The following is a 13,710-nucleotide window of genomic DNA, read 5'->3' on the forward strand; positions in this document are numbered from 1 at the left end:
GCGCCGCGTCGACCCCGCCGACGCGCCTCCCGCGTACCGCAGCGGGCCCCTCGCGCCCCGTGACGCCGACACCCGCGAGGCCATCGCGCAGCTCCACGGCGTGATCGACACGGATGCCGCCACCGCCGCCTGGGACGCCGCCCTGGGCGCACCCCGCTGGGACGGGCCGCCCGTCTGGGTCCACGCCGACCTGCAGCCGGGGAACCTGCTCATCTCCGATGGACGGCTCAGCGCCGTCATCGACTTCGGGTGCATGGGACACGGCGAGCCCGCCGTCGACCTGATCACCGCGTGGAGCCTCCTGACGGCCGACGCGCGGGAGGACTTCCGCGCCGCCCTTGGTGACGATGACGCGACGTGGGCACGGGGGCGCGGCTGGGCCCTTTCCATCGCGCTCATCGAGCTGCCGTACTACCGGACGAGGAATCCCACCATCGCCAGGATCGCGCGCCACGTGATCGGCGAGGTCCTCGCGGATCACGCCGCCGTGGACCGCTAGCGGGCGCCGCCTTCCTGCCGGGATACTGCGGCCACCCCACCGGCCACGGAAGGACTCCCGTGTCACACACGCCCAACGCCTCCCCGCTCCCCAAGGGCCCGGCGCCCCGCAGGCTCGCCGCCATCGGCGTCACCCTGCTGCTCTCCCTCGCCGCCGTGCCCGCATCGGCGGCCACCGCACCGACCGCCACCACCGAGGAGCAGCGCCTGGACCGGGCCGCGCCGCAGGAGATCCTGCGGCGCAGCGGATTCGACGCCGTGGCACCGCAGTTCGCGCGTGCCCTCGACCGCGCCCACTCGTACGGCGAGGCCAAGCGCATCGTCGTGCGGCAGGGAGAGTCGCTGTGGCGGCGTGCCGTCGACCGGGCGCAGGGGCGGGGGCCCGCAGTCGGAGAAGAGGGCCTGAGCCGGGACGACGACCGGCCGTTGTACTGGGCCCGCCTCGGCATGACGCGCGAGCTACGGCAGTGGGAGCCGACCCGCTTCGGGGTGAGCGAGGCCCAGCACGCCCGGCTGATACGGGCGTTGGAGGATTCCTCGCGCGGGCACGACTCCATCAGCTACCCGAAGAAGGACCGCGCGGGACACCGCGTCAAGCGCATCCTCGTGACCGGCTTCGACCCGTTCACGCTCGACAGGGACGTCCGCATCAGCAACCCGTCCGGCGCGACCGCCCTCGCGCTCGACGGCACCGTCATCCAGACCGCGGACGGCCCCGCCCGCGTGGAGACCGCCGTCTTCCCCGTCCGCTGGGAGGACTTCGCCGAGGGGACGGTCGAACGCACCCTGCGCGCCCACCTCCCCCGCGTCGACCTCTTCACCACCATCAGCCAGGGCCGCGCGGGACGCTTCGACATCGAGCGGACCAACGGGGCCTGGCGGGGCGGATTCCCCGACAACGAGAACCTCTCGCGTACGGAGACCGTCCCGGTGGCCGACCCGGCCACGCAGCCCCAGTGGACGTCCACGACCCTCCCGTACAAGGAGATCGTGAACGGCGAGACGGGCCGCTTCCCCGTGTACGACAACACCTCGGTGACCGAGATCCCGGCGGGCCAGACGGCTCCCGTGGTCCGCCCCGACGGGCCCACCGCCGGTTCGACGGCACGCGAGGGCGGCGGCGGGAACTACCTGTCGAATGAGATCGCCTACCGGGCGACGCTGCTGCGCGACCGCCTCGGGCTGCACGACCGGCTGCCCGGCGGCCATGTGCACACACCGATCCTGCAGTTCGGGGCGGGCAACACGGACCCGGCCACGGGCGAGATCACCGATCCCGGGTTCGTGCGCAACCGCCTCGACATCATCGCGCAGGTGCGGCAGATCCTGACGACCGCTATGGACGCCCGCCGGTAGCGGATGTCTGTCCGCCGGGACCGGTTGAGTCGCCTGCGTCGGCCGAACCGGCCGGTCCCCGCGGGTCGTCCGGCCCGTCCTCGCCCACCAGCTCACGCGCCATCAGCGTCGCGCCCGCGACCGCCCCCGGCATCAGGAACACCGCGACGAACGGGATCAGGAAGGCCACGGCCAGCGGGGTGCCGAAGCCCCACGCGAGCTGCCTGCGGCCGCGCAGCAGCGCGAGCCTTTCGCGGGCCTCGACGCCCCGGCGCTGCAGCGCCACCGCCGTCAGCTCCTCGACGAGGAAGAAGCCCGTCACGCAGAGACCGACCACCGGGACCACGGTCTGGCCGACGACCGGGATGAAGCCGAGGCCGAAGAGCAGGATGCCCCAGACCGCGGCCCGCAGGACGATGCGGAGGCTATCGCGTGCGGAGATCCACAGCTCGCGCCAGAGCGGCAGGCCCGACTCGGGGGCGTACCCGTCGACGGAGATGTCGACCTTCTCCGACAACGACTCGTAGAAGGGCTGGCCCACCAGGAGCGTCACCGCCGTGAAGGTGATCACCGAGAGGAGGAGCGCAAGCGCGAAGAGCAGCGCCGTGAGGAATCCCCGGAACAGGCCGGCCCACGGCGAGGACCAGTCGTCCGCGAAGGGCGTCGCCCATCCGACGAAGTCCGTGCCCCACAGGGCGAGCGCGACGAGCGCCGCCGCGTAGAGAAGCAGGGTGATCAGGCCGGGCAACAGGCCGACGCCGTACTGCTTGCCGTGCTGGGCGACCCAGCGCTGGCCCTTCATCAAGTAGCCGAAGCCTCGTCCCAGATCACGCATGCGGCACAGCCTATCCGCCGGTCGCGGTCTCGCTGCCCCGCTGCCCACGGGACGCGTGGGGCCGAAGGCCCTCTTGTTGCGCGGGGGTTGAAAGGGTAGACCACGCGTACTGGCTTCTCTCCGGCTCCACTCCGGCTTCGCTCCAGCTTCTCTACAGGAGGTACGTATGGGCATATCCCGGCCATCCAGACCCGTTCTGCTCACCACCCTCGTATCGGCGGGCGCCCTCGTCCTCACCACCCTCGCCCCCGGCAGCGCGACCGCCGATCCCCGTCCGGGCGGCCGCGACATCCTCCGCGAGGGATCGCCCCTCAGCAGCACGGAACGGGCCGCAGGGGCTCCGGAGAGCGCCGCGGACCGGGCCCTTGGAGCCGCGGACAGCCCCGGCCTCGACCCCGGCCACGGCAAGAAGCGCGGCTATCCCCGCGAGCAGAAGCTCACTCCGCCTCCCGCGAATCCTGACGACAAGTCGATAAAGCTGGGTCTGGCCCCCTATCACTCCATAGCCCCGAAGCTGAACGACATCCAGGGCATGGGCGACCGCGTCAGCGTGGAGATCGCGGGCCGTTCGGCGGGCGGTCACCAGCTCTATCTGGTGACGGTCACTTCGCCCGAGTCGGCCAAGGAGACCGCCCGCCAGGAGCGGATGCGCGACCTCATCGAGAACGCGCCGGGCACGGCCGCCGAGGATCCGGGGGTCAAGTCCTCGTACAAGACGCCGGTCTTCATCAACAACAACATCCACGGCAACGAGTGGGAGGGCACGGACGCGGCCCTGAAGCTCATCGAGAAGCTCGCGAAGGCGAAGGACAGCAAGTCGAAGGACCTGCTCGCGCACAACCGGCTGTACTTCAACGTCACGGCCAACCCCGACGGCCGCGTCGCGGGCACCCGCGCGAACGCCAACGGCTTCGACCTCAACCGTGACTTCATCACCGCGTCGCAGCCCGAGGTCCGCGCGATGCGGCAGATCGCCATCGACAAGCAGCCCGCCGTCATGATCGACCTGCACGGGTACGTCAACGGCACACTGATCGAGCCGACGACTCCCCCGCACGGCGAGAACTACGAGTACGACCTCTTCCTCAAGAACTCCTACGCCAACGCCCTCGGCATGGAAGCCGCGGTCAACGGCCTCGGATACACCCCCGAGAAGGACGGCGTCGAGCCCGCGATCATCCCCTTCCGCGACCAGGAGGAGGGCTGGGACGACTGGCCGCCGATCTTCACCCCGCAGTACATGCCGTTCCACGGCGCGGTCGCCGCGCACACCATCGAGTTCCCGATGACCGTGAACAACGACGAGTACGACGAACTGCCGGTGCCGGAGCTGCGGCGGCGGTCCGCGATCAACGTGGACATCGCGGGCGCCGCGATGACGGCCACGCTCGACTACACGCACAAGCACCGGACTTCGGTGATCGCCGACCAGATCGAGACGTTCCGGCGGGGCGCGACGGGTGCGGCGCAGGTGCCGGTCTCACCGGAGACCGTGCCCGGGGTGCCGGGCATCGGCCCGGAGGACGTCTACACGACCGAGTTCCCCCGTGCGTACGTGATTCCGCGGGGCGAGGAGAAGGGCGAGCGCGGCCAGCGCTCGGCAGCGGCGGCCTCGCGCCTGGTGGAGCATCTGCTCGACAACGACGTCGAAGTGCGGCGTGCCACACGGGACTTCAGGCTCGGCGGGACCTCGTACGCCGAGGGGTCGTACGTCATCGACATGCGGCAGCCCAAGCGCGGACTCGCCAATGTGATGCTCGCCGACGGACGCGACATCAGCGACAAGGTGTCCACCATGTACGACATCTCGGGGTGGAGCCTCGGGCGGTTGTGGGGCGCGACGGTGGACTCCGTGAAGGGCGGCTCGCTGTCCGGTGTGCGCTCGCGCGTCGTGGACTCCGCGTCGCGGGTCGGTCATGTCGCGTCGCGCGGGGATCTTCGGCTGCGGCTCGACGACGCGCGGGAGGTGGCCGCTCTCAACTGGCTGCTCGGGCGCGGGACTTCCGTACGCAGGGCTGACGACGGCAGTGTGATTCTGCCGTCCTCGGCGCGGGGTGCGGCGGTCGCCGCGGCGAAGAAGTACGACGTCGCCTTCGACGCGACCAAGGCGAAGGGTGGCGCTGTCGTGCATCCGACCCGGGTCGCGGCGGCCGTCACTCCCGGCGAGCTGTTCGCTCTGCGGGAGATGAACTTCGACGTGGTGCCGGTTTCGACGGATGTCCTCAACGCCGGGTTCGACTGGAAGAAGTCGGGGGCGGACGCGCTGTTCGTGTCGGCGGGGCTTTCCTATGGCGAGCTGAATGCCGGGGCGAAGGCCGGGCTCGACGCGTTTCTCGCTGGTGGCGGTGGACTTGTCGGGCGCGGTGCGGAGGGGGCCTCGTTGAACTCCGACGCGAAGTTGCTTTCCGTCGAGGCGGTCTCCGGGAACGGGGATGCGAACGGTGTGGTGCGGGTCGTGAATTCCGGCGGTCCCGTTACCGGGGGTGCGCCGTCGCATTCGTTCGTCTATGCGCCCATGTGGTTCAAGGGACTTGGGAGCGGCGTGCGGGTCGAGCAGTCCTACGGGGGCGGGAATCCGTTGCTGTCCGGGCACTGGCGTGCCGCGGACGGTGCGGGCGGCCCCGCGGACGCCGCGGGTCAGGCTTCTGTCGTGAGTGGGGCTGCTGCGGGGTCCCGCGTGGTTCTCTTCGGCACCGAGCCGCTTTTCCGGGACCACCCCAAGGGGGTGTTTCCGCAGGTGGGGCGGGCGTTGTTGAGTGTGAGCTGAGGTTAGCGGCGGGTATCTTTTCCCCAACCCCGCCCCTTCCCGAAAACCATGCCTGCGCCCCGGACCTACCTGGGGCTCCGCCCCAGACCCCGTACAAGATGGCCTCAAACGCCGGCCGGGCTGAGATTCTCAGCCCGTCCGGCGTTTGAGGACGAACTCGGCGAAGCCGGTGATTGACGGCAGCCAAGGCCCCCGCGTCAGAGCGGGTTTTTGGGAAGGGGCGGGGTTGGGGAGGAAGAACGCATGACTCGTGAGATCAAAGTCCAAGGCACCACGGCCCCCGGATTCGAAGCCGTGCGGGACGAGTTCACCGCCCTGCTCGCCGGTGAAAAGCCCGATCATGCCTCGCAGCTCTCCGCGTACGTACGGGGCAAGCAGGTCGTCGACCTGTGGGTGGGGCCGGATACGGACGGCGACACGCTGTTCGGGGTCTACTCGTCCACGAAGGGCGCCGCCTACCTCGTCGTCGCCCTGCTCGTGCAGGACGGCACCCTGGATCTGGATCGTGAAGTCGCCCACTACTGGCCGGAGTTCGCCGCCGAGGGGAAGGGGGACATCACCCTCCGGGAGCTCCTCTCGCACCGCGCAGGCATCGTCGGCGCCGACAGCGGCTTCAGCCCCGAAGAGATCGCCGACGAGCACGCCATCGCCACCCGCCTCGCGACCCAGCGCCCCTACTGGCGCCCCGGCACCGCCTTCGGCTACCACGCCCTCTCCATCGGCGCGCTGGCCGCAGAGGTCGTGTTCCGCACCACCGGGCAGACGCTGCGAGAGGTGTACGAGGAGCGCGTCCGCGCCCCGCACGGGCTCGACTTCCACCTCGGGCTCCCCGAGGCACTGGAGCCCCGCTTCCGTTCCGTACTGCCGATGATCCCGACCGCCACGGAGCGCGCCTTCCTCGACGCGCGGCCGCCGCAGCCGGACACCCTGAACTCCATCGCCTTCAACCGCAACGGCGCGCACCCCACCGACCTGGAGTCGTTCCCCAACTCCCGCCTGGTGCGCGCCAACGGACCCGCGTCCGCCGGTGGTGTCGCCTCGGCGCGCGGTCTCGCCGGGATGTACGCGGCGGCGGTCACCGGACTCGACGGCCGGGAACCACTCCTGAAGGCGGACACCGTGGCCGCGTTCGGGCAGATCCACTCCAACGGGTACGACCTGGTGACGCAGGCCCACAAGTCGTTCGGGGTGGGGTTCCAGAACACCGCCGAAGCCGGGTACCCGTTCCTCGGCGCGGGGGCCATCGGGCACAAGGGCGCCGGCGGCTCGCAGGCGTTCGCCGATCCGCGCAGCGGGCTCGCCTACGGCTACACGCGGCGCCGGTTCCCCTTCCCCGGCGGACCGCCCCCGGAGGACGAGCGCCTCGTGCGGGCGATCCACACGGCCGCCCTCACCTGACAGAGCGAAGGGCCGCACCCCATTCCGGGGTGCGGCCCTGCGCTGCGTACTCAAGACGTACGCGACGCGATGATCAGGCGACCGCGAGCTCCACCTTGATGTTGCCGCGCGTGGCGCCCGAGTACGGGCACACCTGGTGCGCCTTCTCGATCAGGGACTGCGCGGTGGCCGCGTCCACGTTCGGGATGGAGGCGCTGATCGCGACCTCAAGGCCGAAGCCACCGGCCTCGGTCTGGCCTATGCCGACCTTGGCGGTCACGATCGAGCCGGAGATGTCGGCGTTCTCCTTGCGGGCGACCACGCCGAGCGCGCCCTGGAAGCAGGCGCTGTAGCCGGCCGCGAAGAGCTGCTCGGGGTTGGTGCCCGCGCCGCTGCCGCCCATCTCCTTCGGCGGGTTGACGACGACGTCGAGCTTGCCGTCATCGGTGGCGACGCGGCCGTCACGGCCGTTCTCGGCGGTGGCGACGGCGGTGTACTTGACGTCGATCTGCTGGATGGACATAAGTGCCGGTTCCTCCTGAGATGTTCCGCGATGCGCGCCCACAGTCGCGACAATGTGGAATCACATTATCGGATGCCGGAAGAGCAGCGGCGGGTCGCCTCGATCGAGGCGACCCGCCGCGCGATCACTTCAGGGGCGTCAGGCCAGGGAAACGATCATCTTTCCCGTGTTCTCGCCGCGCAGCATGCCCAGGAACGCCTCGACGCCGTTCTCGACACCCTCGACGAACGTCTCGTTGTACTTGAGCTCACCGGAGCGGATCCACGCGCCGACCTCGGTCACGAACTGCGACTGAAGCGCCGCGTGGTCCCCGACGAGCACACCCTGCAGGCGCAGGCGCTTGCCGATGATCATGGCCATGTTGCGCGGGCCCGGCGTCGGCTCGGTGTCGTTGTAGCCCGCGATCATGCCGCAGATGGTGGCGCGGCCGTGCACGTTCATGCGGCTGATGGCCGCTTCGAGGTGCTCGCCGCCGACGTTGTCGAAGTAGACGTCGATGCCGTCGGGGGCCGCTTCCTTCAGCTGCTCCACGACCGGGCGCGGGTCCTTGTAGTTGAACGCGGCGTCGAAGCCGTACTCCTCGACGAGGAGCTTCACCTTCTCGTCCGAGCCCGCGGAGCCGACGACGCGCGACGCGCCCTTGAGCCTGGCCATCTGGCCGACCTGGGCGCCGACGGCACCCGCGGCGCCGGAGACGAAGACCGAGTCGCCCTCCTTGAAGGAGGCGACCTCGAAGAGGCCCGCGTACGCGGTCAGGCCCGTCATGCCGAGCACGCCGAGGTACGCGGAGAGCGGCGCGGCCTGCCCGTCCACCTTGGTGGCGTGCTTGACCGGGACGGTCGCGTACTCGCGCCAGCCGGCGAAGTGCAGGACGTGGTCGCCCACCGCGAAGCCCTCGGCGTTCGACGCGACGACCTCGCCGACCGCGCCGCCCTGCATGGGCTCGTCGAGCTGGAACGGCGGGGTGTACGACTTCACGTCGTTCATCCGGCCACGCATGTACGGGTCCACGGAGAAGTGCAGGTTGCGGACCAGGACCTCACCGTCGGCCGGGGCGGCGACAGGGGCCTCGCGCAGCGCGAAGTCCTCCGGGACCGGCCAGCCGTGCGGGCGGCGCACGAGGTGCCATTCGCGGCTGACGGCGGGGAGCTGCTCGGACCCGGGGGCCTCGGGGGTGACGGACATGCGGGGCGTCCTCCTCCTGCTCAGGCTGCCGTTTCCAGCAGTCTTGTGTCTCGAAAATGCTTCACGTTGTGAAACAACCATGCGCCTACATATTTCATGATGTCAAGTAACCGGGTAGCCTGGAGCGCATGGCCACCACCAGCTCCCGCACCCAGCGCACGGACCCCCTGACGCTCGAAGTCGTCGAGCTCATCGGCACGGTCGTCGCGCGTTACCACGAGGAGTACGACGCCGCGGCGGGCAAGCACGCCCTCACCGGCGCGCAGGCACGCGTCCTGGGGCTGCTCTCGCTGGAGCCCCTGCCCATGCGGCGCATAGCGCAGAAGCTGAAGTGCGAGCCGTCGAACATCACGGGGATCATCGACCGGCTCGAGGCGCGCGGTCTCGTCGAGCGGCGGCCCGACCCGGCCGACCGCCGCGTGAAGCTCGCGGCGCCGACGGAAGAGGGCCTGACGGTCGCCCGCAGCCTGCGGGAGTCGCTGAACTTCGCGCGGGAGCCGCTGGCCGAGCTCTCCCGCGAGGAGCGGCTCTCGCTGCGCGGGCTGCTGCGCAGGATGGTCGGCGAGGACGCGGGCTTACTAGCCGACCCCGCCACACCCGCCGGGTACGACTAGGTGCACCACCACAGGAAGCGGTCGCACGTCTCCGACGGCTCGGGCTCGGGCGTCGGGTCGGGCTGCCGCGTGGGCGGCGGGGGCGTGGGGCGCGGGGACCGGGGGGTGTCCGGGGCGTCCGGACTGTCCGGGGTGTCCGGCGCCGATGTCGCGGGCGGCGCGGAGTCACGGTCCTTGTCGGCCTCGTCCGTCTTCTCGCCGTCCTTGGCCTTCTTCGCCTCCTTGGACGCCTTCTCCTTCGCGGACGCCGACTCCGACTCCGAGGGCGCGGCCGACGTGGCCGCGGTGGATTCGGCGCCCGTCGCCGTGCCGCTGTCGGGGTCCGTCGGCTTCCGTGACGCGGGCCCGCCCGCTCCCCCGTCCGGCGATGCCGCCGCCGTCGGTTCCTCCGATGAGCCCTCGATGCCGAGCTCGGCCAGGCTCAGGCCACCGGCCGCGAGCGCGAGCCCGGCGGTGATCAGCAGGATCTTGCGGCGTCTTCGCCGGTGCGCACGGCGGCCACGCTCCCGGCGGCGGCCCCTGCTGCGCGGCGCCTCGTCGTCGTACGCGAGCTCGGAACCGTCCGGCTCGTCCTGCGCGGTGACCGCCTCCGCGTACTCACGGCAGGCTTCGGCCGGAGTTCCGCACCCCGGGCAGGCCAGGGCGCCGTTGAGGTGCCTGTGGCACGGGTGGCAGTAGTCCATGAGGCATGGAGGCTAAGTGAGCCGCGGGGAACAGAGGAAGCCGCTGCCGTGAAGGTTGTGTGCGGAATCGAATGTTCCAGCGGCATCGGCTCCCTCTATAGGGCAAACCGCCTGTTCCACGCCGGGCGCGGGCACTCCCGACCGGCGGACGCGGGCGCCCTACCCGGCGAACGCCGCCTGTTCCACGCCCTGTCCCGCGTCCGGCACCACGAGCACGGAGCCGGACAGGGGGTGCGGCGCCTCGAGGCCCGTGCACGCTGAGGTGATGTACAGGTCGCGCAGTCCCGCACCGCCGAACGCGCACGCGGTCGGGCGGACCACCGGGAGTTCGATCACCCGGTCGAGGGCGCCGGACGGGGTGTAGCGGCGGATCGCGGCGCCGTCCCACAGGGCGACCCAGACGCAGCCGTCGGCGTCGACGGTGAGGCCGTCGGGGTAGCCCGCGCCGGCCTCGACGGTCGCGAAGGGGCGCCTGGATACGGGGAGTTGATCGTCGCCCAGCTCCAGGACGTCGATGCGCCGGGTCAGGGTGTCGATGTAGTACATGGAGCGGCCGTCCGGGCTCCACCCGATGCCATTGCTGACGGACACGTCCCCGAAGATCTCGGTCGCCGCGCCGTCGCCGGTGACGCGGATGAGGTTGGCGGCGCCCGGTGTCTCGTCGTAGGCCATCGTGCCCGCCCAGAGCGCGCCGTCGGGGGCGACCGCCGCGTCGTTGCCCCGGCGGCCCGGTACGGCCTCGCGGTGCAGCCAGCGGAAGGCGGCGCCGTCGGCCACGGAGTCGTAGAGGCCCACGCCGTCCCGGAGGTTGACCACCAGGCCGCCGCCCGCGCGCGGCTTCGCGGCGCCGACGTGCTGCTCGGTGACCATGACCGAGCGGTGCCCGGTCGACGGGTCGTACGTGTGGACGCGTGAACTCAGGATGTCGACCCAGATGAGCCGCCGGGTGGCGGGATCCCAGGTGGGACCCTCGCCGAGTGCTGCCTGCGCGTGCACCGCTATGTCCATTGCGGCAGGCTACCCGTACGGCTGTCCGAACGCCCCGGCTCAGCCCACCCGTCCCAGCTCCCCTCTCAACCGCCGCGCCCTGAGCACCAGTTCCAGCTCGAAGCGGCGGTCGGGGTCGTCGACCTCGTCGCCCCACAGCTCCCTGATCTGGCGGAGGCGGTAGCGCACCGTCTGCGGGTGCACCCCGAGGCGGGCCGCGACCTCCGGTGCGCCGCCCCGCGTCTCCAGCCAGGCGAGCAGCGTCTCGGCAAGGCGGCGGCCGTGCGCGGGGCCGCAGTGCGCGAGCGGGGCCAGGCAGCGGCGGGCCAAGTCCTCGATGAGCTCCTCGGGCTGGAGCAGGACCAGGGCCTCGGTGTGCTCGGTGCAGTGCAGGACCTCGCCGGAAGGAAGCAGTCCGCGCTCCATCAGGCGGACCGCGGCCTCCGCCCAGCGCAGCGATTTCGCGGCGTCGGCGAGCGGTACGGGCGGGCCGATCGCGCCGGACCAGCCCGCCATGGCGCGCCGCAGGAGCTCGGGGCGCCCTGCCGCGTCCGGGTCGGGGACGACCATGCGGGGCTGCTCGGTCTCCATGTCGAGCAGGACGCCCTGGCCGACGGCGGGCGCCACGGCTTCCCTCGCGGGGCGAAGGAGCACACCGACGGCGACCCGCTCGGGGAGCTGCCAGCCGACGCGGGCCGCTCGTTCGTCGAGCGCGCTGCGGGCGCCGGGCTGCCCCGACGCGGAGTGCGAGCCGGATCCGTGGCCGTAGTCGGCAGGGGCTCCCGGCCCGGAGTCACCGCGCCGCTCGGAGAGCAGCAGTTCCATCAGCTTGCGCTGCAGGCGCAGCCGCTCGCCCGCCTGCCGGGCCGCCGCCTCGGCGTATCCGCGGACGGACTGGTCGACCAGGCCGTCCAGGTACTCGAAGCCCGACTCGGCGAGTTCGTACATGGCCGGTGGCGGGATCTCGATCTGCTGGCCGATCTCGGCAAGGCGGCGCCAGGCGAGCCGCACGCCGAGGCGGTAGATCGCCTGGAGCGAGTCGAGGCTGCGGCCGTGCAGGCCCTCACCCCTGCCGAACTCCTGGAAGACCTCCAGGGGATAGCACGGCCGCCCTCCCTCGGCGGCCGCGATCTGCTGGACAAAACCCTCCAGAGCACGGCGTATGCCGATGAGCGCCATGGGCTCGCCCGATTCGTCGAGGACGACGGGCAGGCCGGGGTACTCGGCGCGTATCTCCCGCAGGATGTCCTGGGCGAGGGCGGGCACTTCGTCCAGGGCGAGCGCGGCGAACTGCCGCACCTGCATCGGCGGTACGTCGCGCCAGGCCGAGCGGACGGACAGCGAACCCTGGCTCTCGGTCACGGGCACGGTCACTCACTGCCCCCGAGGGGCAGTCTCGTAGTGCACAAGGGGCGTATTGGGCTGGTCCGGCGTCGCGTTCAGGAGCGCGACGACGCCGAACGCGGCGGCCACGGCGAGTGCCGCGGCGGCTACGACGGTCAGACCGGCGGCGAGCAATCGGTGCATGTCAGGGTCAGCCTCTCTGCTGGAGGTCGTCCCCACCCAGGTCGCGCGGATGTCGTGCACACAGTCCCTCACCGGCCCCACCCGGTAGGAGCACAGTTTCATCAACGCATTGACACTTCGTCAAGGGTCCGCCTAGCGTTCCGGCCCCTACGGCTCGGTAACACTTCTCTCCCGCCTCCAGGAGTGCCGGATGCGCCGCACAGCCTCGCCCCTCTCGCTGATCCTCCTCGGACTCGGCGTCTTTCTGCTGGTCCTGGCCCCGATGCTCGCGTGGTACGTCGAGCCGCGGGCCAAACGCACACCCGTCGATATCGACACCATCACGGTCTTCAAGGGCAAAGGCAGCTATTTCGACACCGAGAAGATCAAGACGGTGCGCGACAAGAACCTCACGATCACGCGCCAGGTGCGCGGCGACGTGGACGACAGCAACAGCGATCACGCGGTCTGGGACGTGGTCACGTCCGTCGATCCGGACAAGTCCCTGCCGGCCGCGGACCCGCACGATTCGCTCCAGTTCACGACGGAGCGCTGGGTCACCGACCGCGAGACGAACAAGCCGGTGCACTGCTGCGACGAGAAGCCGTACTTCGAGGGTGAGGCCTACCTCAAGTTCCCCTTTGACGTGCAGAAACGCTCCTACACCTGGTGGGACAACACCCTCGGCGCGACCGTCCCGCTGACCTTCCGTGGCACGAAGAAGATCCAGGGGTACGAGGGCTACCGCTTCACCGCCAAGGTGAAGCCCGCGAAGACCGGGACCCGTATGGTGCCCGGCCGTCTGGTGGGGCAGCCCAAGCGCAGCAACGTGCTCGCCGAGGAGTGGTACGCCAACCACGGCGTCGAACTGGTCGCCGACAAGCGCACGGGCCGGATCATCTACGCGGCGATCGGCCCCCGCAAGACGCTGCGCGCGCCAGGATCGGACAAGGACGCGACGGTACTGCTCGACAGCCAGCGCATCGCGTTCACGCCGAAGACACAGAAGGCGCAGGTCAAGCTCGCCGACGACGACAGCAGCCGGCTGAAGCTGGTGGGCGAGACGCTGCCGGTGGGGACGAGCGCGCTGGGTGTGCTGCTCGCCATCGCGGGAGGCGTTCTTGTCATACGCGGACGACGTTCCGACAGTGGGGCGCAAGGGCCCGGTGGGCCCGGTTCAGCGGCGGATCCGGGCGGTCCGAATACCGATACGTCCCCAACCGCCCTGCAACCCACCACGATGTGATGAGACGTCAGCTGTTGAAACCCCGAAAGTTGTCACTTCGGTGAGTAGCCGCGTCGAACACGGCGGCGAAAACTAACGACCCCACCCGAGCACAGTCCCCGCACCGCCCCCGCACCAGCCCCGCACAGTCAGAGCACAGCACCTCCGTAAGCCA

At 70.9% G+C, this 13,710-nt stretch carries 13 protein-coding genes; 6 read left to right on the forward strand and 7 right to left on the reverse strand.

Going from position 1 to position 13,710, the window contains the following annotated elements; genetic code table 11:
- Together ABD378_RS14385 and ABD378_RS14390 are read left to right on the forward strand one after the other, a co-directional pair.
- Nucleotides 1-499 (forward strand): phosphotransferase (locus ABD378_RS14385; RefSeq protein WP_344521166.1); only part of this gene is annotated, 499 nt, incomplete at its 5' end.
- 122 nt (nt 500-621) lie between these two features.
- The gene (locus tag ABD378_RS14390) at nt 622-1,854 is read left to right on the forward strand and encodes a pyroglutamyl-peptidase I (RefSeq protein ID WP_386546821.1); all 1,233 of its coding nucleotides are present in this window, start codon (nt 622-624) and stop codon (nt 1,852-1,854) included.
- Here ABD378_RS14390 and ABD378_RS14395 read toward each other — a convergent pair.
- The gene (locus ABD378_RS14395; protein WP_344521168.1) at nt 1,835-2,668 is read right to left on the reverse strand and encodes an EI24 domain-containing protein; all 834 of its coding nucleotides are present in this window, start codon (nt 2,666-2,668) and stop codon (nt 1,835-1,837) included. The genes ABD378_RS14390 and ABD378_RS14395 overlap by 20 nt on opposite strands.
- 166 nt (nt 2,669-2,834) lie before the next feature.
- Here ABD378_RS14395 and ABD378_RS14400 point away from each other — a divergent pair, with 166 nt between their 5' ends.
- Nucleotides 2,835-5,435 carry a M14 family zinc carboxypeptidase gene (locus ABD378_RS14400; protein WP_344521170.1) on the forward strand — a complete coding sequence of 867 codons (2,601 nt, stop codon included), beginning with the start codon at nt 2,835-2,837 and terminating at the stop codon, nt 5,433-5,435.
- 243 nt (nt 5,436-5,678) lie between these two features.
- A complete protein-coding gene (locus tag ABD378_RS14405) occupies nt 5,679-6,833 on the forward strand; it encodes a serine hydrolase domain-containing protein (protein WP_344521172.1) in 1,155 nt (384 codons plus the stop codon).
- A 73-nt stretch (nt 6,834-6,906) separates the two neighbouring features.
- Here the strand turns inward: ABD378_RS14405 and ABD378_RS14410 are convergent, their stop codons facing one another.
- Together ABD378_RS14410 and ABD378_RS14415 are read right to left on the reverse strand one after the other, a co-directional pair.
- Nucleotides 6,907-7,335, reverse strand: a complete 429-nt coding sequence (locus tag ABD378_RS14410; RefSeq protein WP_344521174.1) for an organic hydroperoxide resistance protein — start codon at nt 7,333-7,335, stop codon at nt 6,907-6,909.
- Between the two features lie 138 nt (nt 7,336-7,473).
- A complete protein-coding gene (locus ABD378_RS14415; protein WP_344521176.1) occupies nt 7,474-8,520 on the reverse strand; it encodes an NADP-dependent oxidoreductase in 1,047 nt (348 codons plus the stop codon).
- A gap of 128 nt (nt 8,521-8,648) precedes the next feature.
- On the opposite strand from ABD378_RS14415, the gene ABD378_RS14420 reads away from it, so the two are divergent.
- Nucleotides 8,649-9,134 carry a MarR family winged helix-turn-helix transcriptional regulator gene (locus ABD378_RS14420; RefSeq protein ID WP_344521178.1) on the forward strand — a complete coding sequence of 162 codons (486 nt, stop codon included), beginning with the start codon at nt 8,649-8,651 and terminating at the stop codon, nt 9,132-9,134.
- On the opposite strand, the gene ABD378_RS14425 is transcribed toward ABD378_RS14420, so the two are convergent.
- From ABD378_RS14425 to ABD378_RS14440, 4 genes are all read right to left on the reverse strand, one after another.
- Nucleotides 9,131-9,817 (reverse strand): SCO2400 family protein, encoded by a 687-nt coding sequence (locus ABD378_RS14425; protein ID WP_344521180.1) that lies wholly within the window; start codon nt 9,815-9,817, stop codon nt 9,131-9,133. The two genes, ABD378_RS14420 and ABD378_RS14425, sit on opposite strands and share 4 nt — an antisense overlap.
- A gap of 159 nt (nt 9,818-9,976) precedes the next feature.
- Nucleotides 9,977-10,825 (reverse strand): SMP-30/gluconolactonase/LRE family protein, encoded by an 849-nt coding sequence (locus ABD378_RS14430; RefSeq protein WP_344521182.1) that lies wholly within the window; start codon nt 10,823-10,825, stop codon nt 9,977-9,979.
- 39 nt (nt 10,826-10,864) lie between these two features.
- Nucleotides 10,865-12,109 carry a PucR-like N-terminal domain-containing protein gene (locus ABD378_RS14435; protein ID WP_386546820.1) on the reverse strand — a complete coding sequence of 415 codons (1,245 nt, stop codon included), beginning with the start codon at nt 12,107-12,109 and terminating at the stop codon, nt 10,865-10,867.
- Nucleotides 12,110-12,178: 69 nt separating this feature from the next.
- Nucleotides 12,179-12,331 (reverse strand): hypothetical protein, encoded by a 153-nt coding sequence (locus ABD378_RS14440; protein ID WP_344521185.1) that lies wholly within the window; start codon nt 12,329-12,331, stop codon nt 12,179-12,181.
- Between the two features lie 190 nt (nt 12,332-12,521).
- On the opposite strand from ABD378_RS14440, the gene pgfA reads away from it, so the two are divergent.
- Complete coding sequence (gene pgfA / locus ABD378_RS14445) at nt 12,522-13,556, forward strand: cell envelope lipid trafficking protein PgfA (RefSeq protein WP_344521187.1); 1,035 nt, start codon at nt 12,522-12,524, stop codon at nt 13,554-13,556.
- Nucleotides 13,557-13,710: the final 154 nt, after the last annotated feature.

Origin of the sequence: Streptomyces rectiviolaceus (assembly GCF_039533825.1) — a bacterium.
Lineage (GTDB): Bacteria > Actinomycetota > Actinomycetes > Streptomycetales > Streptomycetaceae > Streptomyces > Streptomyces rectiviolaceus.

Coding starts and splice junctions, on each gene's coding strand:
- ABD378_RS14395 (WP_344521168.1), bottom strand. CDS start 2,668: ATGCGTGATCTGGGACGAGGCTTCGGCTACTTGATGAAGGGCCAGCGC.
- ABD378_RS14400 (WP_344521170.1), top strand. CDS start 2,835: ATGGGCATATCCCGGCCATCCAGACCCGTTCTGCTCACCACCCTCGTA.
- ABD378_RS14405 (WP_344521172.1), top strand. CDS start 5,679: ATGACTCGTGAGATCAAAGTCCAAGGCACCACGGCCCCCGGATTCGAA.
- ABD378_RS14410 (WP_344521174.1), bottom strand. CDS start 7,335: ATGTCCATCCAGCAGATCGACGTCAAGTACACCGCCGTCGCCACCGCC.
- ABD378_RS14415 (WP_344521176.1), bottom strand. CDS start 8,520: ATGTCCGTCACCCCCGAGGCCCCCGGGTCCGAGCAGCTCCCCGCCGTC.
- ABD378_RS14420 (WP_344521178.1), top strand. CDS start 8,649: ATGGCCACCACCAGCTCCCGCACCCAGCGCACGGACCCCCTGACGCTC.
- ABD378_RS14425 (WP_344521180.1), bottom strand. CDS start 9,817: ATGGACTACTGCCACCCGTGCCACAGGCACCTCAACGGCGCCCTGGCC.
- ABD378_RS14430 (WP_344521182.1), bottom strand. CDS start 10,825: ATGGACATAGCGGTGCACGCGCAGGCAGCACTCGGCGAGGGTCCCACC.
- ABD378_RS14435 (WP_386546820.1), bottom strand. CDS start 12,109: ATGCAGGTGCGGCAGTTCGCCGCGCTCGCCCTGGACGAAGTGCCCGCC.
- ABD378_RS14440 (WP_344521185.1), bottom strand. CDS start 12,331: ATGCACCGATTGCTCGCCGCCGGTCTGACCGTCGTAGCCGCCGCGGCA.
- pgfA (WP_344521187.1), top strand. CDS start 12,522: ATGCGCCGCACAGCCTCGCCCCTCTCGCTGATCCTCCTCGGACTCGGC.